General features: G+C 59.3%; 24 protein-coding genes. 13 read left to right on the forward strand and 11 right to left on the reverse strand.

Annotation, left to right across the window (positions count from 1 at the left end; all coding sequences use genetic code 11):
• The first annotated feature begins 40 nt into the window (after positions 1–40).
• Both QRN31_RS06245 and tldD read left to right on the forward strand, forming a co-directional pair.
• A complete protein-coding gene (locus QRN31_RS06245) occupies positions 41–889 on the forward strand; it encodes a carbon-nitrogen hydrolase family protein (RefSeq protein WP_285430831.1) in 849 nt (282 codons plus the stop codon).
• An 18-nt stretch (positions 890–907) separates the two neighbouring features.
• Positions 908–2350: a metalloprotease TldD gene (gene tldD, locus QRN31_RS06250; protein ID WP_222589786.1), complete on the forward strand. Its 1443-nt coding sequence runs from the start codon at positions 908–910 to the stop codon at positions 2348–2350.
• 50 nt (positions 2351–2400) lie between these two features.
• On the opposite strand, the gene yjgA is transcribed toward tldD, so the two are convergent.
• Positions 2401–2925: a ribosome biogenesis factor YjgA gene (gene yjgA / locus QRN31_RS06255; protein ID WP_090175492.1), complete on the reverse strand. Its 525-nt coding sequence runs from the start codon at positions 2923–2925 to the stop codon at positions 2401–2403.
• A 108-nt stretch (positions 2926–3033) separates the two neighbouring features.
• Here yjgA and pmbA point away from each other — a divergent pair, with 108 nt between their 5' ends.
• Complete coding sequence (gene pmbA / locus QRN31_RS06260) at positions 3034–4380, forward strand: metalloprotease PmbA (RefSeq protein WP_222589787.1); 1347 nt, start codon at positions 3034–3036, stop codon at positions 4378–4380.
• Between the two features lie 111 nt (positions 4381–4491).
• Here the strand turns inward: pmbA and QRN31_RS06265 are convergent, their stop codons facing one another.
• The 10 genes from QRN31_RS06265 to QRN31_RS06310 all read right to left on the reverse strand — a co-directional run bounded on the left by QRN31_RS06265 (position 4492) and on the right by QRN31_RS06310 (position 11519).
• On the reverse strand, positions 4492–4767 hold the full coding sequence (locus tag QRN31_RS06265) for an HPr family phosphocarrier protein (protein ID WP_285430835.1): 276 nt from the start codon (positions 4765–4767) through the stop codon (positions 4492–4494).
• A gap of 15 nt (positions 4768–4782) precedes the next feature.
• Positions 4783–5640 (reverse strand): RNase adapter RapZ, encoded by an 858-nt coding sequence (gene rapZ / locus QRN31_RS06270; RefSeq protein WP_285430837.1) that lies wholly within the window; start codon positions 5638–5640, stop codon positions 4783–4785.
• A gap of 2 nt (positions 5641–5642) precedes the next feature.
• Positions 5643–6107, reverse strand: coding sequence for a PTS IIA-like nitrogen regulatory protein PtsN (gene ptsN / locus QRN31_RS06275; RefSeq protein ID WP_259155234.1), 465 nt, complete (start codon positions 6105–6107; stop codon positions 5643–5645).
• 12 nt (positions 6108–6119) lie between these two features.
• A complete protein-coding gene (hpf, locus tag QRN31_RS06280) occupies positions 6120–6428 on the reverse strand; it encodes a ribosome hibernation-promoting factor, HPF/YfiA family (RefSeq protein ID WP_007941242.1) in 309 nt (102 codons plus the stop codon).
• A gap of 74 nt (positions 6429–6502) precedes the next feature.
• The gene (locus QRN31_RS06285) at positions 6503–7996 is read right to left on the reverse strand and encodes an RNA polymerase factor sigma-54 (RefSeq protein WP_090175476.1); all 1494 of its coding nucleotides are present in this window, start codon (positions 7994–7996) and stop codon (positions 6503–6505) included.
• Positions 7997–8180: 184 nt separating this feature from the next.
• Positions 8181–8906, reverse strand: a complete 726-nt coding sequence (gene lptB, locus QRN31_RS06290) for an LPS export ABC transporter ATP-binding protein (RefSeq protein ID WP_285430845.1) — start codon at positions 8904–8906, stop codon at positions 8181–8183.
• Positions 8906–9454, reverse strand: coding sequence for a lipopolysaccharide transport periplasmic protein LptA (gene lptA / locus QRN31_RS06295; RefSeq protein WP_285430847.1), 549 nt, complete (start codon positions 9452–9454; stop codon positions 8906–8908). The genes lptB and lptA overlap by 1 nt, the downstream gene beginning before the upstream one ends.
• Positions 9441–10013 (reverse strand): LPS export ABC transporter periplasmic protein LptC, encoded by a 573-nt coding sequence (lptC, locus tag QRN31_RS06300; protein WP_208669982.1) that lies wholly within the window; start codon positions 10011–10013, stop codon positions 9441–9443. Before lptC ends, lptA begins: the two co-directional genes overlap by 14 nt.
• Positions 10014–10020: 7 nt before the next feature.
• Entirely contained in the window at positions 10021–10545 is a 525-nt protein-coding gene (locus QRN31_RS06305; protein WP_285430849.1) for a KdsC family phosphatase, read from the reverse strand.
• A complete protein-coding gene (locus QRN31_RS06310; RefSeq protein ID WP_222589792.1) occupies positions 10545–11519 on the reverse strand; it encodes a KpsF/GutQ family sugar-phosphate isomerase in 975 nt (324 codons plus the stop codon). The genes QRN31_RS06305 and QRN31_RS06310 overlap by 1 nt, the downstream gene beginning before the upstream one ends.
• Before the next feature lie 277 nt (positions 11520–11796).
• Here QRN31_RS06310 and QRN31_RS06315 point away from each other — a divergent pair, with 277 nt between their 5' ends.
• From QRN31_RS06315 to hisC, 10 genes are all read left to right on the forward strand, one after another.
• On the forward strand, positions 11797–12606 hold the full coding sequence (locus QRN31_RS06315; protein WP_017336546.1) for an ATP-binding cassette domain-containing protein: 810 nt from the start codon (positions 11797–11799) through the stop codon (positions 12604–12606).
• Complete coding sequence (gene mlaE / locus QRN31_RS06320; RefSeq protein WP_285430852.1) at positions 12606–13403, forward strand: lipid asymmetry maintenance ABC transporter permease subunit MlaE; 798 nt, start codon at positions 12606–12608, stop codon at positions 13401–13403. Before QRN31_RS06315 ends, mlaE begins: the two co-directional genes overlap by 1 nt.
• The gene (mlaD, locus tag QRN31_RS06325; RefSeq protein ID WP_222589793.1) at positions 13403–13870 is read left to right on the forward strand and encodes an outer membrane lipid asymmetry maintenance protein MlaD; all 468 of its coding nucleotides are present in this window, start codon (positions 13403–13405) and stop codon (positions 13868–13870) included. The genes mlaE and mlaD overlap by 1 nt, the downstream gene beginning before the upstream one ends.
• 11 nt (positions 13871–13881) lie before the next feature.
• Entirely contained in the window at positions 13882–14535 is a 654-nt protein-coding gene (locus tag QRN31_RS06330) for an MlaC/ttg2D family ABC transporter substrate-binding protein (RefSeq protein ID WP_285430853.1), read from the forward strand.
• A complete protein-coding gene (locus QRN31_RS06335; protein WP_285430855.1) occupies positions 14532–14837 on the forward strand; it encodes an STAS domain-containing protein in 306 nt (101 codons plus the stop codon). The genes QRN31_RS06330 and QRN31_RS06335 overlap by 4 nt, the downstream gene beginning before the upstream one ends.
• 114 nt (positions 14838–14951) lie before the next feature.
• Positions 14952–15203: a BolA family protein gene (locus QRN31_RS06340; RefSeq protein WP_201195781.1), complete on the forward strand. Its 252-nt coding sequence runs from the start codon at positions 14952–14954 to the stop codon at positions 15201–15203.
• 22 nt (positions 15204–15225) lie between these two features.
• Positions 15226–16491, forward strand: a complete 1266-nt coding sequence (gene murA, locus QRN31_RS06345; protein WP_222589796.1) for a UDP-N-acetylglucosamine 1-carboxyvinyltransferase — start codon at positions 15226–15228, stop codon at positions 16489–16491.
• A 142-nt stretch (positions 16492–16633) separates the two neighbouring features.
• Complete coding sequence (hisG, locus tag QRN31_RS06350; RefSeq protein WP_007901570.1) at positions 16634–17269, forward strand: ATP phosphoribosyltransferase; 636 nt, start codon at positions 16634–16636, stop codon at positions 17267–17269.
• A 124-nt stretch (positions 17270–17393) separates the two neighbouring features.
• Positions 17394–18719 carry a histidinol dehydrogenase gene (gene hisD, locus QRN31_RS06355; RefSeq protein ID WP_222589797.1) on the forward strand — a complete coding sequence of 442 codons (1326 nt, stop codon included), beginning with the start codon at positions 17394–17396 and terminating at the stop codon, positions 18717–18719.
• A 1-nt stretch (position 18720) separates the two neighbouring features.
• Positions 18721–19773, forward strand: coding sequence for a histidinol-phosphate transaminase (gene hisC, locus QRN31_RS06360; protein WP_285430860.1), 1053 nt, complete (start codon positions 18721–18723; stop codon positions 19771–19773).
• The last annotated feature ends 2 nt before the right edge of the window (positions 19774–19775 follow it).

Below are 19775 nucleotides of genomic sequence, written 5' to 3' on the forward strand. Positions count from 1 at the left end.
TGGCAAGCAGTCTTTATAAAAAGCGACCCAGGAGCGCGCCATGTCTTTTGCGGTGATTCAAATGGTCAGCCAGAGCGATGTGCTGGCCAATCTTGCCCGGGCCCGCCATCTGCTCGAGCAGGCGGCAGCCGGTGGTGCGCAGCTTGCGGTGCTGCCAGAAAACTTCGCCGCCATGGGCCGTCGCGACATTGCCGATATCGGTCGCGCCGAGGCCTTGGGTGAAGGCCCGATCCTGCCGTGGTTGAAACAGACCGCCCGCGACCTCAAGTTATGGATAGTGGCCGGCACATTGCCGTTGCCGCCGATGGATCAACCGATGGCGAAGGTGCATGCCTGCTCGCTGTTGGTGAACGACCAGGGCGAGACAGTGGCGCGTTACGACAAGCTGCACCTGTTCGATGTGGACGTTGCGGACAATCGCGGGCGCTATCGCGAGTCCGATGACTATGCTTATGGCAGTGGCGTTGTGTTAGCCGATACGCCGGTCGGCCGGGTTGGCCTGACGGTGTGTTATGACCTGCGTTTCCCGGAGTTGTATAGCGAATTACGGGCTGGCGGTGCGCAGCTGATTACCGCGCCATCGGCTTTTACGGCGGTGACCGGCGCGGCGCATTGGGATGTGCTGATTCGCGCGCGGGCCATCGAGACTCAATGTTACCTACTCGCAGCCGCTCAGGGTGGGACGCATCCGGGGCCGCGAGAAACCTTTGGCCATGCCGCGATCATCGACCCGTGGGGCCGCGTGCTGGCGCAACAGGATCAAGGCGAGGTCGTGCTGCTGGCCGAACGCGATAGCAGCGAACAGGCGTCCATCAGGGCGCGGATGCCGGTGTCCAGTCACCGGCGCTTTTTCTCGCAGGGCGCCCAGCGACCTGCCTCAGAACGATGAATTTAAGGCGTAAAGCATATGAGCGAGTTGTTGTCCTCAGTCAGTGAACACCTCCTGGCGCCTGGTGGCGTAACCATCGAAAGCCTGCAGGGTGTACTCGGCGATCTGGCCGGCCCGGGCATCGATGCCGCCGACCTGTATTTCCAGGGACAGATCTCCGAGTCCTGGGCGCTGGAAGACGGAATCGTCAAGGAAGGCAGCTTCAACCTCGATCAGGGCGTTGGCGTTCGTGCGCAATCGGGTGAAAAAACCGGTTTTGCCTACAGCAATGCGATAACGCTGGAAGCCCTGGGCGCGGCGGCACGTGCTGCGCGCTCGATCTCGCGCGCAGGGCAAAATGGCACGGTGCAAGCGTTCACCACGGCAGATGTCGCCCAGTTATACGGGCCGGACAATCCTTTGGAAGTGATGACGCGCGCCGAGAAAGTCGAGTTGCTTAAACGCATCGACGTCGCGACGCGCGCCCTCGACCCACGTATTCAGCAAGTGACCGTGAGCATGGCCGGCGTCTGGGAGCGAATCCTCGTGGCCTCGACGGATGGCAGTCTGGCGGCGGATGTACGGCCGTTGGTGCGCTTTAACGTCAGCGTGATCGTCGAGCAGAACGGTCGCCGCGAGCGCGGTGGCCATGGCGGTGGCGGTCGAACCGATTACCGTTATTTCCTGAGCGATGACCGCGCCATGGGTTACGCCCGTGAAGCCTTGCGTCAGGCGCTGGTCAACCTTGAAGCGATTCCGGCACCGGCCGGTACGTTGCCGGTGGTGCTGGGTTCGGGTTGGTCCGGCGTGCTGCTGCACGAAGCGGTCGGCCACGGCCTGGAAGGCGACTTCAACCGCAAGGGCAGTTCCGCCTACAGCGGGCGCATGGGCGAGATGGTCGCGTCCAAGCTCTGCACCATCGTCGATGACGGTACGTTGGCGGGCCGTCGCGGCTCCCTGAGTGTCGACGACGAGGGCACCCCGACCGAGTGCACCACGCTGATCGAGAACGGCGTACTCAAGGGCTACATGCAGGACAAGCTCAACGCGCGCCTGATGGGCGTTGCCCGCACCGGTAACGGTCGCCGTGAATCGTACGCGCACTTGCCGATGCCACGCATGACCAACACCTACATGCTGGCGGGCGAAAGCGACCCGGCGGAAATCATTGCCTCGGTAAAGCGCGGCATCTACTGCGCCAACCTCGGCGGCGGTCAGGTAGACATCACCAGCGGCAAGTTCGTGTTCTCCACCAGCGAGGCGTACCTGATCGAAGACGGCAAGATTACCGCCCCGGTCAAAGGCGCGACGTTGATCGGCAACGGCCCGGAAGCGATGAGCAAGGTGTCGATGGTCGGCAATGATCTGGCGCTGGACAGTGGTGTGGGGACGTGCGGCAAGGATGGGCAGTCGGTGCCGGTGGGTGTCGGCCAGCCAACGCTGAAAATCGATGCGATCACTGTGGGTGGCACAGGATCGTAAACAGGATGGAGCTTCGGGTGAGCCGCTTGGCGACTCACCCGATTCGAGCATCAACGCAGGCCGCGTTGAGTCTCGTCCAGCTCACGGATGTACTTGAAGATTTTACGGCTCGATGCCGGTGGCTTGTTGGTCGCCAGTTCGTGCTGGGCCTGACGGATCAGGGAGCGCAACTGCTGACGATCAGCCTCCGGGTAGTCGAGCACGAACTTCTCCAGGACTGCATCGTCGCCCGCGATCAAGCGATCGCGCCAGCGTTCCAGGCCATGGAAACGTTCGTTGTACTGCCGGGTGGAGGCATCGAGTTGATCGAGCAAGCTCAGAATGGCGTCAGTGTCCTGATCGCGCATCAGTTTGCCGATGAACATAAGGTGCCGTTTACGCGCGATATTCGCGGTGTGCTTGGGCGCATCGGCCAGTGCCCGGCGCATAGCGTCGGTCAGCGGCAGTTTTGCCAGCAAGTCAGGCTTGAGCGTTGTAAGGCGCTCGCCGAGGTCAACCAGAGCATGAAGCTCGCGTTTGACCTGGGATTTGCTTTTTTCTCCCGTATCGAGGGAGTCGTCGTAAGAATCAACCATGGTGGCCGTCCGCAAAGAAACGCCGCCATGATAACCAGTCGGGGGCCGCTTGTCCGGCCCGGTCGCTCGAAGGCCCTAGCCGAAAGCAGAATTTGAGTGGAGAACAGCATGAGTGCAGTTGAAAGCGTCGGCCCACAAGCGTTGCCGGCACTGCAAGAACAAGTCGAGCAGATCATCGCTGAAGCCAAGCGCCAGGGTGCCAGTGCCTGTGAAGTGGCGGTGTCGCTGGAGCAGGGCCTGTCCACTTCGGTGCGTCAGCGCGAAGTCGAAACCGTCGAATTCAACCGCGATCAGGGCTTCGGCATCACCTTGTACGTCGGCCAGCGCAAAGGTTCGGCCAGTACATCGGCCAGTGGCCCGGAAGCCATTCGCGAAACCGTCGCTGCGGCGTTGGCCATCGCCAAGCACACCTCGGAAGACGAAGCGTCTGGCTTGGCTGATGCCGCGCTGATGGCCAGGGATCTGCCGGATTTCGACCTGTTCCACCAATGGGACATTACCCCAGAGCAGGCCATCGAGCAGGCGCTGACCTGTGAAGCGGCGGCGTTTGCGGCCGACAGCCGGATCAAGAATGCCGATGGCACGACCCTCAGCACCCATCAAGGCTGCCGTGTTTACGGCAACAGCCACGGATTTATCGGCGGCTACGCGTCGACTCGTCACAGCCTGAGTTGCGTCATGATCGCCGAGGCCGACGGACAGATGCAGCGCGATTACTGGTATGACGTGAACCGTCAGGGCAATTTGCTGGCCAGTCCGGAGAGCATTGGCCAGCGCGCCGCACAACGCGCCGCGAGCCGCCTGGGCGCGCGTCCGGTGCCGACTTGCGAAGTGCCGGTGTTGTTTTCGGCTGAGCTGGCCGGTGGCTTGTTCGGCAGCTTCCTGTCGGCGATTTCCGGTGGCAGCCTGTATCGCAAATCGTCGTTCCTTGAAGGCACTTTGGGGCAGAAGCTGTTCCCGGAATGGCTGACCATTGATGAGCGTCCGCATTTGATGCGCGCCATGGGCAGTTCGGCGTTCGACGGTGATGGCCTGGCGACCTATGCCAAGCCGTTCGTCGAAAAGGGCGAGTTGGTGTCGTACATCCTTGGCACCTATTCCGGCCGTAAGCTGGGTATGCCAAGTACCGCCAACGCAGGCGGCGTACACAACCTGTTCGTGACGCATGGCGATGAAGATCAGGCAGCGTTGCTGCGCCGCATGGGGCGCGGCTTGCTGGTAACCGAGTTGATGGGTCAGGGCCTGAACATGGTCACGGGCGATTATTCCCGTGGCGCGGCCGGTTATTGGGTTGAGAACGGCGAAATCCAGTTCGCGGTCCAGGAAGTGACCATTGCCGGCAACATGCGCGACATGTTCAAGCAGATCGTCGCGGTGGGTAATGACCTGGAACTGCGCAGCAACATTCGTACAGGCTCGGTGTTGATTGAGCGGATGACCGTGGCCGGTAGCTAACGCTTATCGCCGGGCAATAAAAAGGCGCGCCACCCGATTGGGTGGCGCGCCTTTTTTTGCGTCTTGCACCGCCCCCCCCCGTGGGAGCGAACTACGACATAAAGGGGGCGGTTATTCGCCTTCGTCGAAGTAGTTGTTGATCAACTTCACTAGGGCATCCAGCGCTTCCTGTTCTTGCTCGCCTTCAGTTTTCAGGTGGATCTTCGTGCCCTTGCCGGCAGCTAGCATCATCATGGCCATGATGCTTTTGCCGTCGACGGTGGATTCTGGCGTGCGTCCTACTCTGATCATGCAATCCTTGAACTGACCAGCAACGCCAACGAATTTTGCCGAAGCGCGCGCATGCAGGCCCAGCTTGTTGATGATTTCGATTTCCAGAGCAGGCATCGCGATGTGAATCCTTTAGCTGAGGTCGCGGTGGCGGACCTGGACGTTCTTCAGGGATTGTTGCAGAACCTGGCCCAGACGTTCGGTCAGGTAGACGGAGCGGTGATGCCCGCCGGTGCAGCCAATGGCAATGGTGACATAAGCGCGGTTGCTCGCGGCGAAGCGCGGCAGCCATTTTAGCAGGTAGGAGGAAATGTCCTGGAACATCTCTTCGACGTCCGGTTGCGCCGCCAGGTACTCGGCCACCGGTTGATCAAGCCCGGACAGTTCGCGCAACTCAGGCTTCCAGTAAGGGTTGGGCAGGCAGCGCACGTCGAACACCAGGTCTGCGTCGACCGGCATGCCTCGCTTGAACCCGAACGACTCCACCAGGAACGCAGTGCCGCTGTCCGGCTGGTTCAGCAGGCGCAATTTGATGGTGTCACGCAGCTGATACAGGTTCAGGTTGGTGGTGTTGACTTTGAGGTCGGCCAGGTCGGCAATCGGCCCCAGCAAACTGGTTTCGTCCTGAATCGCCTCTGCCAAGGAGCGGTGGGGGTTGCTGAGCGGGTGGCGACGACGGGTTTCCGAAAACCGTTTGAGCAGCGTTTCTTCGTCGGCGTCCAGGTACAGCACATCGCATTTGATGTGCCGGCTGCGCACTTCTTCCAGTAGTTCCGGAAATCGCGACAGATGACTGGGCAGGTTGCGGGCATCGATGGATACCGCGACCAGCGGTTGTGCGAGCTCGGTATGAATCAGCGCGCGCTCGGCGAGTTCCGGCAGCAAGCCCGCGGGCAGGTTGTCGATACAGTAGTAGCCGTTGTCCTCGAGAACATCGAGTGCGGTACTTTTACCTGAGCCGGAGCGGCCACTGACAATGATCAAACGCATGATTAATGACCGTTTTGCTCGCTCAGGACGACCTGATACAAGGCTTCATTACTCGGGGCGCTGCGCAGTTTTTCGCGCACTTCCTTGCGATCGAGCATGCTGGCGATCTGGCGCAGTAGCTCCAGGTGCGCATCGGTAGCGGCCTGCGGGACCAGCAGTACAAACAGCAGGTCAACCGGGGCGCCGTCGATGGCGTCGAAATCGATGGGGGCTTCAAGGTGTATCAGGGCGCTGATGGGTGAATTGCAGCCCTTGATGCGACAGTGGGGGATGGCGATGCCGTTGCCAAAACCGGTCGAACCTAGTTTTTCACGGGCAATCAAAGCCTCGAAGACATCTTGCATCTCCAGATCCGGCACTTCCCGGGCAATCAGGGTGGCAATTTGCTCAAGGGCTTTCTTTTTACTGCCGCCCGGCACGTTCACGAGAGAACGGCCGGGGGTCAGGATGTTTTCAAGTCGGATCATGGGTTGGGAGTGTTAACGACCGGTAGCGCCCTGGAGCAGGCTTTGGGTCTTTTCCTTATGCTTTTTGAGTTGTTTATCGAGCTTGTCGGTGAGTGCGTCGATCGCCGCGTACATATCGGTATGTTCCGCGTTGGCGACCACTTCATTCCCGGGAATATGCAGCGTGGCTTCGATTTTCTGCTTAAGCTTTTCGACAGTCATCGTGACCTGCACGTTGGTGATCTTGTCGAAATGCCTCTCTAATCGTTCGAGTTTTTCGCCGATGTAGGTGCGAAGAGGTTCGGTCACTTCCAGTTGGTGTCCACTGATGTTGACTTGCATACAGCTTCTCCTTCGTTGCCAGTGCATAAAGCGGTAGACCAGATGATCTACCACTGGAACGCTGTGGCGTGGCTCTACATCAACCGCTTGCGTTCGCTCGAAGGCGCGATTCCCAGGGATTCGCGGTACTTGGCGACGGTGCGGCGAGCCACCTGAATGCCTTGTGCCTCCAGTAAACCAGCGATCTTGCTGTCACTCAACGGCTTTTTCTGATTTTCCGCCGCAACCAGTTTTTTGATGATCGCGCGTATCGCCGTGGACGAGCATTCGCCGCCTTCGGAGGTGCTGACGTGGCTGGAAAAAAAGTATTTCAGTTCATATATGCCCCGAGGGGTATGCATGAATTTCTGTGTGGTCACCCGTGAAATGGTTGACTCATGCATGCCCACTGCTTCGGCGATGTCGTGCAGGACCAGCGGTTTCATCGCTTCGTCGCCGTACTCCAGGAAGCCGCGCTGATGCTCGACGATCTGGGTGGCCACTTTCATCAGGGTTTCGTTGCGGCTTTGCAGGCTCTTGATGAACCAGCGTGCTTCTTGCAACTGATTGCGCATGAAAGTGTTGTCGGCGCTGGTGTCGGCGCGGCGCACGAAACCGGCATATTGGGCGTTGACCCGCAGCCGTGGCACCGATTCCTGATTCAGCTCGACCAGCCAGCGCTCGTTGTCCTTGCGCACGATCACGTCAGGGACGACGTATTCGGCTTCGCTGGACTCGATCTGCGAGCCCGGACGCGGGTTGAGGCTCTGCACCAGTTCGATCACCTGGCGCAGTTCATCTTCCTTGAGCTTCATGCGGCGCATCAGCTGGCTGTAGTCGCGGCTACCGAGCAGATCGATGTAGTCGGTGACCAGGCGCTTGGCTTCCGCCAGCCAAGGTGTCTTGGCTGGCAGCTGGCGCAGTTGCAGCAGCAGGCATTCACCCAGGTTGCGGGCGCCGATACCGGCTGGTTCGAACTGCTGGATGCGATGCAGGACGGCTTCGATCTCGTCCAGTTCGATGTCCAGTTCCGGATCGAAGGCTTCGAGAATTTCCTCGAGGGTTTCGTCCAGGTAGCCCTGATTGTTGATGCAATCGATCAGAGTCACGGCAATCAAGCGATCGGTGTCGGACATCGGTGCCAGGTTCAGCTGCCACAGCAAATGGCTTTGCAGGCTTTCACCGGCCGATGTACGCGTAGTGAAATCCCACTCGTCGTCATCGCTGCTTGGCAGGCTGCTGGCGCTGGTCTGGTAAACGTCTTCCCATGCCGTGTCGACGGGCAGCTCGTTGGGGATGCGCTCATTCCAGTCACCTTCCTCGAGGTTGTCCACCGTCGGGGCGGTTTCCTGGTAGGAGGGCTCTGAAACATCGGCGTTGGGTTGTTGTTCGGCTTTGTCGGCCAAGGGGTCGGCGTTATCGAAGTCGTCGCCTTCTTCCTGGCGTTCGAGCATCGGATTGGACTCCAGGGCCTCCTGGATTTCCTGTTGCAGGTCCAGGGTCGACAATTGGAGCAGGCGGATGGCCTGTTGCAGCTGCGGTGTCATCGTCAGCTGCTGGCCCATTCTCAAGACTAGCGATGGTTTCATGGCAGGGGCTAAACACCTTATTCGCCGGCGCACATGCGCCATCCACTACAGGGCGCCGGAGCGCCAAACATAAGCAAATTATATGCCCGAAACTGCAGCGTTTGCCTAGAGCGCCGTAACAATAAAAAAATGTTGATTTTTTATCGAGACAGGCGCTTGGGCGACCAGCCAGACACCTCAGTGCTTACAGGCGGAACTCATGGCCCAGATAGACTTCTTTCACCAGGTCATTGGCCAGGATGGTGGCGGCGTCGCCTTCGGCAATGAGCTGTCCATCGTTGACGATGTAGGCGGTTTCGCAGATATCCAGGGTCTCACGGACGTTGTGGTCAGTGATCAGCACGCCAATGCCTTTGGCCTTGAGGTGGTAGATGATCTGTTTGATGTCGCCTACCGAAATCGGGTCCACGCCGGCGAACGGTTCGTCGAGCAGGATGAATTTCGGGTTGGTGGCCAGGGCGCGTGCGATTTCCACGCGGCGGCGCTCACCACCCGACAGGCTCATGCCGAGGTTGTCACGGATGTGGCTGATATGGAATTCCTGCAGCAGGCTTTCCAGTTCCTTGCGACGACCGTCTTTGTCGAGCTCCTTGCGGGTCTCGAGGATGGCCATGATGTTGTCGGCCACCGAGAGTTTGCGAAAAATCGACGCTTCTTGCGGAAGATAGCCAATGCCGGCCTTTGCACGACCGTGCATTGGCTGGTGGCTGACATCCAGATCATCAATCAGTACGCGACCCTGATCGGCCTGCACCAGGCCGACAATCATATAGAAGCAGGTGGTCTTGCCAGCGCCGTTAGGACCCAGCAGGCCGACGATCTGACCGCTGTCGATCGACAGGCTGACGTCACGCACGACCTGGCGGCTCTTGTAGCTCTTGGCCAGATGCTGAGCTTTCAGAGTTGCCATTATGGAGCCTTTTTCGCGTCGTTTTTCGGCTTGGGCTGGATCACCATGTCGATGCGTGGGCGCGCTTCGGTGACCTTGTTGCCTGTGGCGCGACCGGCGCTCGCAAGCTTTTTGACGGTGTCGTAGACGATTTTCTCGCCTTGAGTGATGTTGTTGTCCTTGTCGATGACTTTTGCCTTGTCGATCAGGACGATGCGGTTTTGCGCAGCGTGGTACTGGATGGTGATGCCCCAGCCCTGAACAGGCTTGGTATCGCCAGCAGTCTGCAATTGTTCGAAGTAGGCAAGGTTGCCCACCGAGGTCACCACGTCAATGTCGCCGGTCGGCGTGCGGGTGATGGTCACGGTGTTGCCTTTAACGATCATCGAGCCCTGAGTGATGATCACGTCACCTTTATAGGTGGCAACGCCATTCTTGTCGTCCAGTTGGGCATCGTCGGCCTGAATGCGGATAGGCTGCTCTTGATCGTTCGGCAGAGCCCAGGCGCTCACGCTTCCCAGTGCTGCGCCCAGACTGAGCAAAATAGGGAGAGTTTTAACGAGCCTCATACTGTCCTCTTACGTTCGATAGCAGGTGTATCCTGCTTTCTTTCAAGTACGCTTTCATTCCGTTGCCTGTCGATACACCGCCAGCGCCGTCGATTCTAACGGGTTGATCGGTCTGCGCATATTGCTCCTTGGGGAACACAGTCATACGGGTGGTGGTAATCAGGGTTTTGCGGTTTTTCTCGTCGAAACGCGTGATGCGCACCGAATCAATCAGTTCGACCTGAGTGCCGTCGGGATTGACTTCTCCGCGCTCGCTCTGGACGTGCCACGGGAACTGGGTGCCGCGAAACATGTTCAGGTCGGGATTGGTCAGCAACGTCACCTCGGTCGCTTTCAGGTGTTCAACCTTGTCGGACGTCATTTCGTACTGCAATTTGCCGTCCGGCAGGTACTGCACGCTGTGGGCGTTGGTGGCGTAATAGTCAATGGCGCTTTCGTCGACCTTGGCTACGGGTTTATCGAGGAAGCGTTCCGGGCTGATGTTCCAGTAGCCGACCGCGGCGAACAGCGCCGCGATGCAACTGAACAACAGGATGTTACGAATCTTTTTGCTCAACATAATGGGCTCACAGGTACGCGGCGTTGGCCGCATCAAGGCGGCCCTGGGCGAGCAGGATCAATTCGCAGAATTCACGAGCGGCACCCTCGCCACCACGGGCCAGGGTAATGCCATGGGCGTTTTCACGTACGAAGCTGGCGGCATTGGCCACCGCCATGCCCAGGCCAACGCGGCGAATCACCGGCAGGTCTGGCAAGTCGTCACCCAAATAGGCGACTTGTTCATAGCTTAGGTTGAGTTCGGCCAGAAGCTCGTCCAGCACCACCAGTTTGTCTTCGCGCCCCTGATAAAGGTGTGGAATGCCGAGGTTCTTCGCCCGACGTTCGACCACCGGGGTCTTGCGACCGCTGATGATAGCGGTCTGCACGCCGGCTGCCATCAACATCTTGATGCCTTGGCCGTCGAGGGTGTTGAACGTCTTGAATTCGCTACCGTCTTCAAGGAAGTACAACCGTCCGTCGGTCAGCACGCCGTCGACGTCGAACACCGCGAGTTTGATCTGTTTGCCGCGTTGCAGCAGGTCGGTGCTCATTACATTACTCCTGCACGCAACAAGTCGTGCATGTTCAAGGCGCCGACCGGGCGGTCGTCGCTGTCGACCACGACCAGCGCGTTGATCTTGTGGTCTTCCATGATTTTCAGGGCTTCGGCCGCAAGCATTTCGGCGCGGGCGGTTTTGCCGTGTGCGGTCATGACCTGATCGATGGTGGCGCTGTGGATATCGATACTGCGGTCCAGGGTGCGACGCAAATCACCGTCGGTGAAGATACCGGCGAGTTTGCCATCGGCTTCCAGGATCACGGTCATGCCCAGGCCCTTGCGGGTCATTTCCATCAGCGCGTCCTTGAGCAGGGTGCCGCGCTGAACCTGCGGCAGCTCTTGTCCGGCGTGCATGACGTTTTCGACTTTCAGCAGCAGGCGTCTGCCCAGTGCGCCGCCCGGGTGGGAAAAGGCGAAATCTTCAGCGGTAAAGCCGCGGGCTTCCAGCAGTGCGACGGCCAGGGCATCGCCCATGACCAGTGCAGCGGTGGTAGAAGAGGTCGGTGCCAGGTTCAGTGGGCAGGCTTCGTGCTCGACGTGCACGTTGAGGTTGACCTCGGCAGCCTTGGCCAGCGGCGAATCTGGATTGCCGGTGAGGCTGATCAATTTGATGCCCAGGCGTTTGATCAACGGCAACAGGGTCACGATTTCATTGGTGGAGCCGGAGTTCGACAGGGCCAGGATGATGTCGTCGCGGGTAATCATGCCCATGTCGCCATGGCTGGCTTCGGCCGGGTGCACGAAAAAGGCCGTGGTGCCGGTGCTGGCCAGTGTGGCGGCAATCTTGTTGCCGATATGTCCCGATTTGCCCATGCCGACCACGACCACGCGGCCTTTGCTGGCCAGAATCATCTCGCAAGCGCGTACGAAATCTGCGTCGATATGGGGCAGCAAGCCTTGTACGGCTTCCAGCTCGAGGCGGATGGTGCGTTGGGCGGATTGAATCAGGTCGCTGGATTGGCTCATGTCAGAAATCGTATAGCCTGATGAAAAGGCGGCGATTATAGCGGTAATGATCGAAACCCTCACGCTAGTTCGTCATGCTTTGTCGTTCCCGGTTACCAAATACCCGACGAAGACGGTTTTTTGCCTGTCATCTTGCTGAACATGCCCCGGCTTGGGCCTTGGGCGCTTGCCCATTGCAGTGATATAGTTCGCCGCCAGTTCGGCCTGCCCGGGGAGGTATGTGCTTTCGTCAGAGAGCCAGGCGTCCGAGTGAGAGGCTGCATCGCAAGGAGTTTAGATGAGTGCCGATAACGCCTACGCGGTCGAGCTGAAGGGACTGACCTTCAAGCGCGGTGCGCGCAGCATTTTCAATAACGTCGATATCCGTATCCCGCGCGGCAAGGTCACCGGCATCATGGGGCCTTCCGGGTGTGGCAAGACCACGCTGTTGCGCTTGATGGGCGCACAGTTGCGGCCCACCAAGGGCGAAGTCTGGGTCAACGGCCAGAACCTGCCAAAGCTGTCGCGCAGCGATTTGTTCGATGCGCGTAAGCATATGGGCGTGCTGTTTCAGAGCGGCGCGCTGTTCACTGACCTCGATGTATTCGAGAACGTCGCCTTTCCGCTGCGCGTCCACACCGAGCTGCCGGAAGAAATGATTCGCGACATCGTCCTGCTCAAATTGCAGGCCGTAGGCTTGCGTGGCGCAATCGACCTGATGCCTGACGAGTTGTCCGGCGGCATGAAGCGTCGTGTCGCGCTGGCGCGGGCGATTGCCCTCGATCCGCAGATCCTCATGTATGACGAGCCTTTTGTCGGCCAGGACCCTATCGCCATGGGCGTGCTGGTGCGCCTGATCCGCTTGCTCAACGATGCGTTGGGCATCACCAGTATCGTGGTATCTCACGATCTGGCCGAGACCGCGAGCATCGCCGATTACATTTATGTAGTGGGTGACGGGCAAGTATTGGGGCAGGGCACTCCCGAGGAGTTGATGAACTCGCAGGAGCCGCGAATTCGTCAATTCATGACAGGTGATCCCGACGGTCCGGTCGCATACCACTTTCCAGCGACGGATTACCGCGCAGATCTTCTGGGGAAGCGTTGATGCGCAAGATTTCACTGATAGAACGCGTACGCCGTTTTGGCCATTCCGCCATAGATGCACTGGCGGTGTTCGGCCGTTCGGCGATTTTCCTGTTTCATGCCTTGCTCGGCCGCGGTGGCATCGGCGGCGGTTTTAGCCTGCTGATCAAGCAATTGCATTCGGTGGGCGTGATGTCCCTGGTGATCATCGTGGTCTCCGGGGTATTCATCGGCATGGTGCTGGCGCTGCAAGGCTTCAACATCCTGTCCAGTTATGGTTCCGAGCAGGCGGTCGGCCAGATGGTTGCGCTGACGCTGTTGCGTGAGCTGGGCCCCGTGGTCACGGCATTGTTGTTCGCCGGTCGCGCCGGTTCCGCGTTGACTGCCGAAATCGGCAACATGAAATCCACCGAACAGTTGTCCAGTCTGGAAATGATTGGTGTCGACCCGCTCAAATACATCGTTGCCCCGCGCCTGTGGGCCGGCTTCATTTCCCTGCCTGTGCTGGCGATGATTTTCAGCGTGGTGGGTATCTGGGGCGGTTCCTGGGTGGCAGTCGACTGGCTGGGTGTCTATGAGGGTTCCTACTGGTCCAACATGCAAAACAGCGTGACGTTCACTGACGATGTGCTCAACGGCATCATCAAAAGCATCGTCTTTGCCTTTGTCGTGACCTGGATTGCCGTATTCCAAGGCTATGACTGCGAGCCCACTTCCGAGGGGATCAGTCGTGCCACTACCAAGACCGTGGTGTATGCCTCTTTGGCTGTACTCGGCCTGGACTTTATTCTGACCGCCTTGATGTTTGGAGATTTCTGATGCAAAACCGCACCCTGGAAATCGGTGTCGGCCTTTTCTTGCTGGCTGGCATCCTGGCTTTGCTGTTGCTGGCGTTGCGGGTGAGTGGCCTGTCCCCGAGCGCGACTACAGACACCTATAAACTTTATGCATACTTCGACAATATCGCCGGTTTGACGGTCAGAGCTAAAGTGACCATGGCCGGTGTGACCATCGGCAAGGTCACGGCTATCGATCTGGATCGCGACAGTTTCACCGGTCGGGTGACCATGCAAGTGGAAAAGCGTGTAGATAATCTGCCGACTGACTCCACTGCATCTATCCTGACTGCTGGTCTGCTGGGCGAAAAATACATCGGTATCAGCGTGGGCGGCGAATCCGCCTTGCTCAAGGACGGTGGGATCATTCACGACACCCAGTCGTCGCTGGTACTCGAGGACCTGATCGGTAAATTCCTGCTCAATACCGTTAGCAAAGACGCCAAATGAGGAGCTTTTGAATGATCTCTACCTTGCGACGTGGCCTGTTGGTAATACTGGCGGCCCTGCCGTTGATGGCTAACGCCGTGGCAGCGCCTTCCGCGCACGAACTGGTTCAGGACACCACGAACCGGATGCTGGCCGACCTGTCGGCCAACAAAGAGAAATACAAAAAGGATCCGCAGGATTTCTACACGGCGTTGAACACCATCGTCGGACCTGTGGTGGATGCCGAGGGCATCTCCAAAAGCATCATGACGGTCAAGTACTCGCGCAAAGCCACGCCTGCGCAGATGAAGACCTTTGAAGAAAACTTCAAGCGGGGCCTGTTCCAGTTCTATGGCAATGCCCTGCTCGAATACAACAACCAGGGCATCACCGTCGATCCTGCCAAGGATGAGTCGGGCGATCGCACCAGCGTTGGCATGACCGTAAAAGGCAATAACGGGGCGATCTATCCCGTGTCGTACACACTCGAGAAGATCAATGGCGAGTGGAAGCTGCGTAACGTGATCATCAACGGTATCAACATCGGCAAGCTATTCCGCGATCAATTCGCGGATGCGATGCAGCGCAATGGCAACGACCTGGACAAGACCATCAATGGTTGGGCCGGGGAAGTCGCCAAGGCCAAGGAAAAAACCGCCGACGCCACCGAGAAGCCTGCCCAATGAGTGTGTCGGCCATTCGCATGAGCGACACCGGCGAGCTGCGGCTTAGCGGGATGCTGGATTACCGGACCGGCCCCGGCCTGCGCAAGCAGGGGGAGGCGCTGATCAAGGCCAGCAAGGCCGGCACCCTGGTGGTCGATTGTTCGGCGGTATTGAAGTCCAGCAGCGTGGGCTTGTCCCTGCTGCTGTGCTTCATGCGCGATGCAGAGGCGGCGGGCAAGACGCTGAGCATCCGCGGGATGCCTGAAGACATGCGCGAAATTGCTCAGGTCAGCGAATTGACCGAGCTGTTGGCGCATCCCTAATCCACATCTATAAAGAAGCCCCCCGTCAGAGTCCTGCTTCGCGGGGTTCGCAGGCGCGGGGCTTTTTTGTATGATGTCCGACCCGCGCGCACAGGGCGCCGATTGAGGTTGAGCATGCAGGCCACCGAAGTGAAGAGCTTTCTTGAAGGAAAGCTGTCCGAGACTTTTTTATCAGTGCAGGTAGAAGTTGAAGGCGAAGGCTGCAACTTTCAGCTGAACGTGATTAGCGATGAACTGGCGGCGTTAAGCCCGGTGAAGCGTCAGCAGCAGATCTATGCCCATTTGAACCCATGGATCACCGATGGCAGCATCCATGCGGTTACTATGAAATTTTTCAGCAGCGCGGCCTGGGCCGAGCGCACCTGAGCCCAAGGGCGTCGAGATTCTTATGGATAAATTGATTATTACCGGTGGCGTTCGTCTTGATGGCGAAATCCGCATCTCCGGGGCAAAGAACTCTGCCCTGCCGATCCTGGCTGCCACGCTGCTGTGCGATGGCCCGGTGACTGTGGCCAACCTGCCGCACCTGCACGACATCACCACCATGATCGAGCTGTTCGGTCGTATGGGTATCGAGCCGGTGATCGACGAGAAGCTCAGCGTCGAAATCGACCCGCGCACCATCAAGACCCTGATCGCTCCGTACGAGCTGGTGAAAACCATGCGCGCGTCGATTCTGGTGCTGGGCCCGATGGTTGCGCGTTTCGGTGAAGCCGAAGTCGCACTGCCTGGCGGTTGTGCCATTGGCTCGCGTCCGGTTGACCTGCACATCCGCGGTCTTGAAGCGATGGGCGCGGTGATCGACGTCGAAGGCGGCTACATCAAGGCCAAGGCACCTGAAGGCGGCTTGCGCGGCGCGCACTTCTTCTTCGATACCGTGAGCGTGACCGGTACCGAAAACATCATGATGGCGGCCGCTCTGGCCAAGGGCCGCAGCGTGTTGCAGAACGCCGCTCGCGAACCTGAAGTCATCGACCTGGCGAACTTCCTGATCGCCATGGGTGCCAAGATCACTGGCGCCGGCACCGACACCATCATCATCGATGGCGTCGAGCGTCTGCACCCGACCACCTACAAAGTGATGCCTGACCGTATCGAAACCGGCACCTACCTGGTGGCGGCCGCTGTGACCGGCGGTCGTGTGAAGGTCAAGGATACCGATCCGACCATCCTTGAAGCCGTTTTGGAAAAACTCCGCGAATCGGGTGCTGAAATCACCTGCGGCGAAGACTGGATCGAGCTGAACATGCACGGCAAGCGGCCAAAGGCTGTCAACGTGCGTACCGCTCCATACCCGGCGTTCCCGACCGACATGCAGGCGCAGTTCATCTCCCTCAACGCCATTGCCGAAGGCACTGGTGCCGTGATCGAGACGATCTTCGAAAACCGCTTCATGCACGTGTACGAACTGCATCGTATGGGCGCCAAGATCCAGGTCGAAGGCAACACTGCCATCGTTACCGGTACCGAGAAGCTGAAAGGCGCGCCAGTAATGGCCACCGACCTGCGTGCATCGGCCAGCCTGGTGATCTCGGCCCTGATCGCCGAAGGTGACACCCTGATCGACCGCATCTACCACATCGACCGTGGTTACGAGTGCATCGAAGAGAAACTGCAAATGCTCGGCGCCAAGATTCGCCGCGTACCGGGCTAGTTTCTGCTGCAGGGCGCAAGGACGCGCCCGTTGGTTTCGTTTCAAGTCGAGGGTGTCTTTTCATTATTGAGAAAGCCCTCGAAGTGTGTCCGGCGCCATTTGCGACCGGGCATCAGTAGCCTGATAAGGACTGACGTTTCCCATGTTGACCATCGCACTGTCCAAGGGCCGCATCCTTGACGACACCCTGCCGCTTCTGGCTGAAGCGGGCATCGTGCCGACCGAGAATCCGGACAAGAGCCGCAAGCTGATCATTCCCACGACTCAGGCCGATGTGCGCCTGCTGATCGTGCGCGCCACCGATGTGCCGACGTATGTCGAGCACGGTGCCGCGGACCTGGGCGTCGCCGGTAAAGATGTGCTGATGGAATATGGCGGCCAGGGTTTGTACGAGCCTCTGGACCTGCGAATTGCCCTCTGCAAGCTGATGACTGCCGGCCGTGTCGGTGATGTCGAGCCCAAGGGCCGTCTGCGGGTGGCGACCAAGTTCGTCAACGTTGCCAAGCGTTACTACGCCGAACAGGGCCGTCAGGTCGATATCATCAAGCTCTACGGCTCGATGGAACTGGCGCCGCTGATCGGTCTGGCCGACAAGATCATCGACGTGGTCGACACCGGCAACACGCTTCGGGCCAACGGCCTTGAGCCGCAGGATTTCATTGCGGACATCAGCTCCCGGCTGATCGTCAACAAAGCTTCGATGAAGATGCAACACGCCCGTATCCAGGCGTTGATCGACACCCTGCGCAAGGCAGTGGAGTCTCGACACCGCGGCTGATTCACCTGCGCGACGTTAAGTCGCGCCCGTCTATCCGCCTCATAGCCAGAATTCTCAGGTGCCCAAGCGGATCGATGGTAGCTTCGGGCGCCTGAGTTTTTGCCAATCCTATGAGGCTCTCGCTATGACCGCACCGACTGCAATTCGCCGACTCAACGCTGCTGACCCGGATTTCGCACATCATCTGGATCATCTGCTGAGCTGGGAAAGTGTGTCTGACGACTCGGTCAATCAGCGCGTGCTGGATATCATCAAAGCGGTGCGCGAGCGTGGCGATGCGGCGCTGGTGGACTTTACCCGGCAGTTCGACGGCCTTGACGTTGCCTCCATGGCTGACCTGATCCTGCCGCGCGAGCGTCTGGAACTGGCGCTGACACGGATTACCGTGCCCCAGCGCGAAGCCCTGGAAAAAGCCGCTGCCCGCGTACGCAGCTACCACGAGAAACAAAAGCAGGAATCCTGGACCTACACCGAAGCCGACGGCACGGTGCTGGGCCAGAAGGTTACGCCACTGGACCGTGCCGGCCTGTACGTGCCGGGCGGCAAGGCGTCGTACCCGTCTTCCGTGCTGATGAACGCGATTCCGGCCAAAGTGGCCGGCGTGACCGAAGTGGTCATGGTGGTGCCGACCCCGCGCGGTGAAATCAACGAGCTGGTACTGGCGGCGGCCTGCATCGCCGGCGTCGACCGTGTGTTCACCATCGGCGGCGCGCAAGCGGTTGCCGCGCTGGCCTACGGCACCGAAAGCGTGCCGAAAGTCGACAAAGTGGTCGGCCCGGGCAACATCTATGTCGCCACCGCCAAACGCCACGTGTTTGGCCAGGTCGGTATCGACATGATCGCCGGCCCTTCGGAAATCCTTGTAGTGTGCGACGGTCACACTGATCCGGACTGGATCGCCATGGACCTGTTCTCCCAGGCCGAGCACGACGAAGACGCCCAGGCGATTCTGGTCAGCCCGGACGCCGAGTTCCTAGACAAAGTCGCCGCCAGCATCGCCAAACTGCTGCCAACCATGGAGCGTGCCGAGATCATCGAAACCTCGATCAATGGCCGTGGGGCATTGATCAAGGTTCGCGACATGGAGCAAGCCATCGAAGTGGCCAACCGTATTGCGCCGGAGCACCTGGAGTTGTCGGTTGCCGATCCGCAGGCCTGGTTGCCGCAGATCCGTCACGCGGGCGCGATTTTCATGGGGCGTCACACGTCTGAAGCCTTGGGCGATTACTGCGCAGGTCCCAACCACGTGCTGCCGACCTCCGGCACCGCGCGGTTCTCCTCGCCGCTGGGCGTATACGACTTCCAGAAGCGCTCGTCGATCATCTTCTGCTCTGAGCAGGGCGCATCCGAACTGGGCAAGACCGCTTCGGTGCTGGCCCGTGGCGAATCGCTGACCGCTCACGCGCGCAGCGCCGAATACCGCATCGTTGACGAACAAAAGGACAACTGAGATGAGTAAATTCTGGAGCCCGTTCGTCAAGGATCTGGTGCCTTACGTACCGGGCGAGCAGCCGAAGCTGACGAAGCTGGTGAAGCTCAACACCAACGAAAACCCGTACGGTCCATCGCCCAAGGCCTTGGCGGCGATGCAGACCGAACTCAATGACAACCTGCGTTTGTACCCGGACCCGAACAGCGACGTGCTCAAGCAAGCTGTTGCCCGGTATTACGGCGTGCAAAGCAATCACGTGTTCCTCGGCAACGGTTCCGATGAAGTCCTGGCGCACGTTTTCCACGGCTTGCTGCAGCACGATAAACCGCTGTTGTTTCCGGACATCAGCTACAGCTTCTATCCGGTTTACTGCGGCTTGTACGGCATCAAGTTCGACGCGGTGCCATTGGACGAGCAGTTCCGGATCAACCCGGCGGACTATGCCAAGCCGAACGGCGGGATCATTTTCCCCAACCCGAATGCACCAACCGGTTGCCTGCTGGCGCTGGACGCAGTCGAGCAAATCCTTAAGGCCAGCCCGGATTCAGTCGTGGTGGTGGATGAGGCTTACATCGATTTTGGCGGCGAGACGGCGATCAGCCTGGTGGACCGTTATCCGAACCTGTTGGTGACTCAGACCTTGTCCAAGTCCCGTTCGCTGGCCGGTCTGCGGGTTGGCCTGGCGGTGGGGCATCCGGACCTGATCGAGGCGCTGGAGCGGATCAAGAACAGCTTCAACTCTTATCCGCTGGATCGCCTGGCGAATGTCGGTGCGGCCGCCGCTTTTGATGATCGCGAGTACTTCGACAAGACCTGCCGGTTGGTCATCGAGAATCGTCAGTGGGTTGTTACGCAATTGGAAGGGAAGGGCTTTGAGGTGCTGCCGTCGGCGGCGAACTTCATTTTCGCGCGTCATCCCAAGCACGACGCAGCTGGCGTGGCAGCGAAGCTGCGTGAGCAGGGTGTCATCGTTCGGCACTTCAAGCAGGAGCGGATTGCCCAGTTCCTGCGGATTTCGATTGGCACGCCTGAGCAGAACCAGGCACTGATCGACGGTCTCGGCGACCTCTAAAC

This window comes from Pseudomonas sp. fls2-241-R2A-110 (assembly GCF_030209165.1).
Lineage (GTDB): Bacteria > Pseudomonadota > Gammaproteobacteria > Pseudomonadales > Pseudomonadaceae > Aquipseudomonas.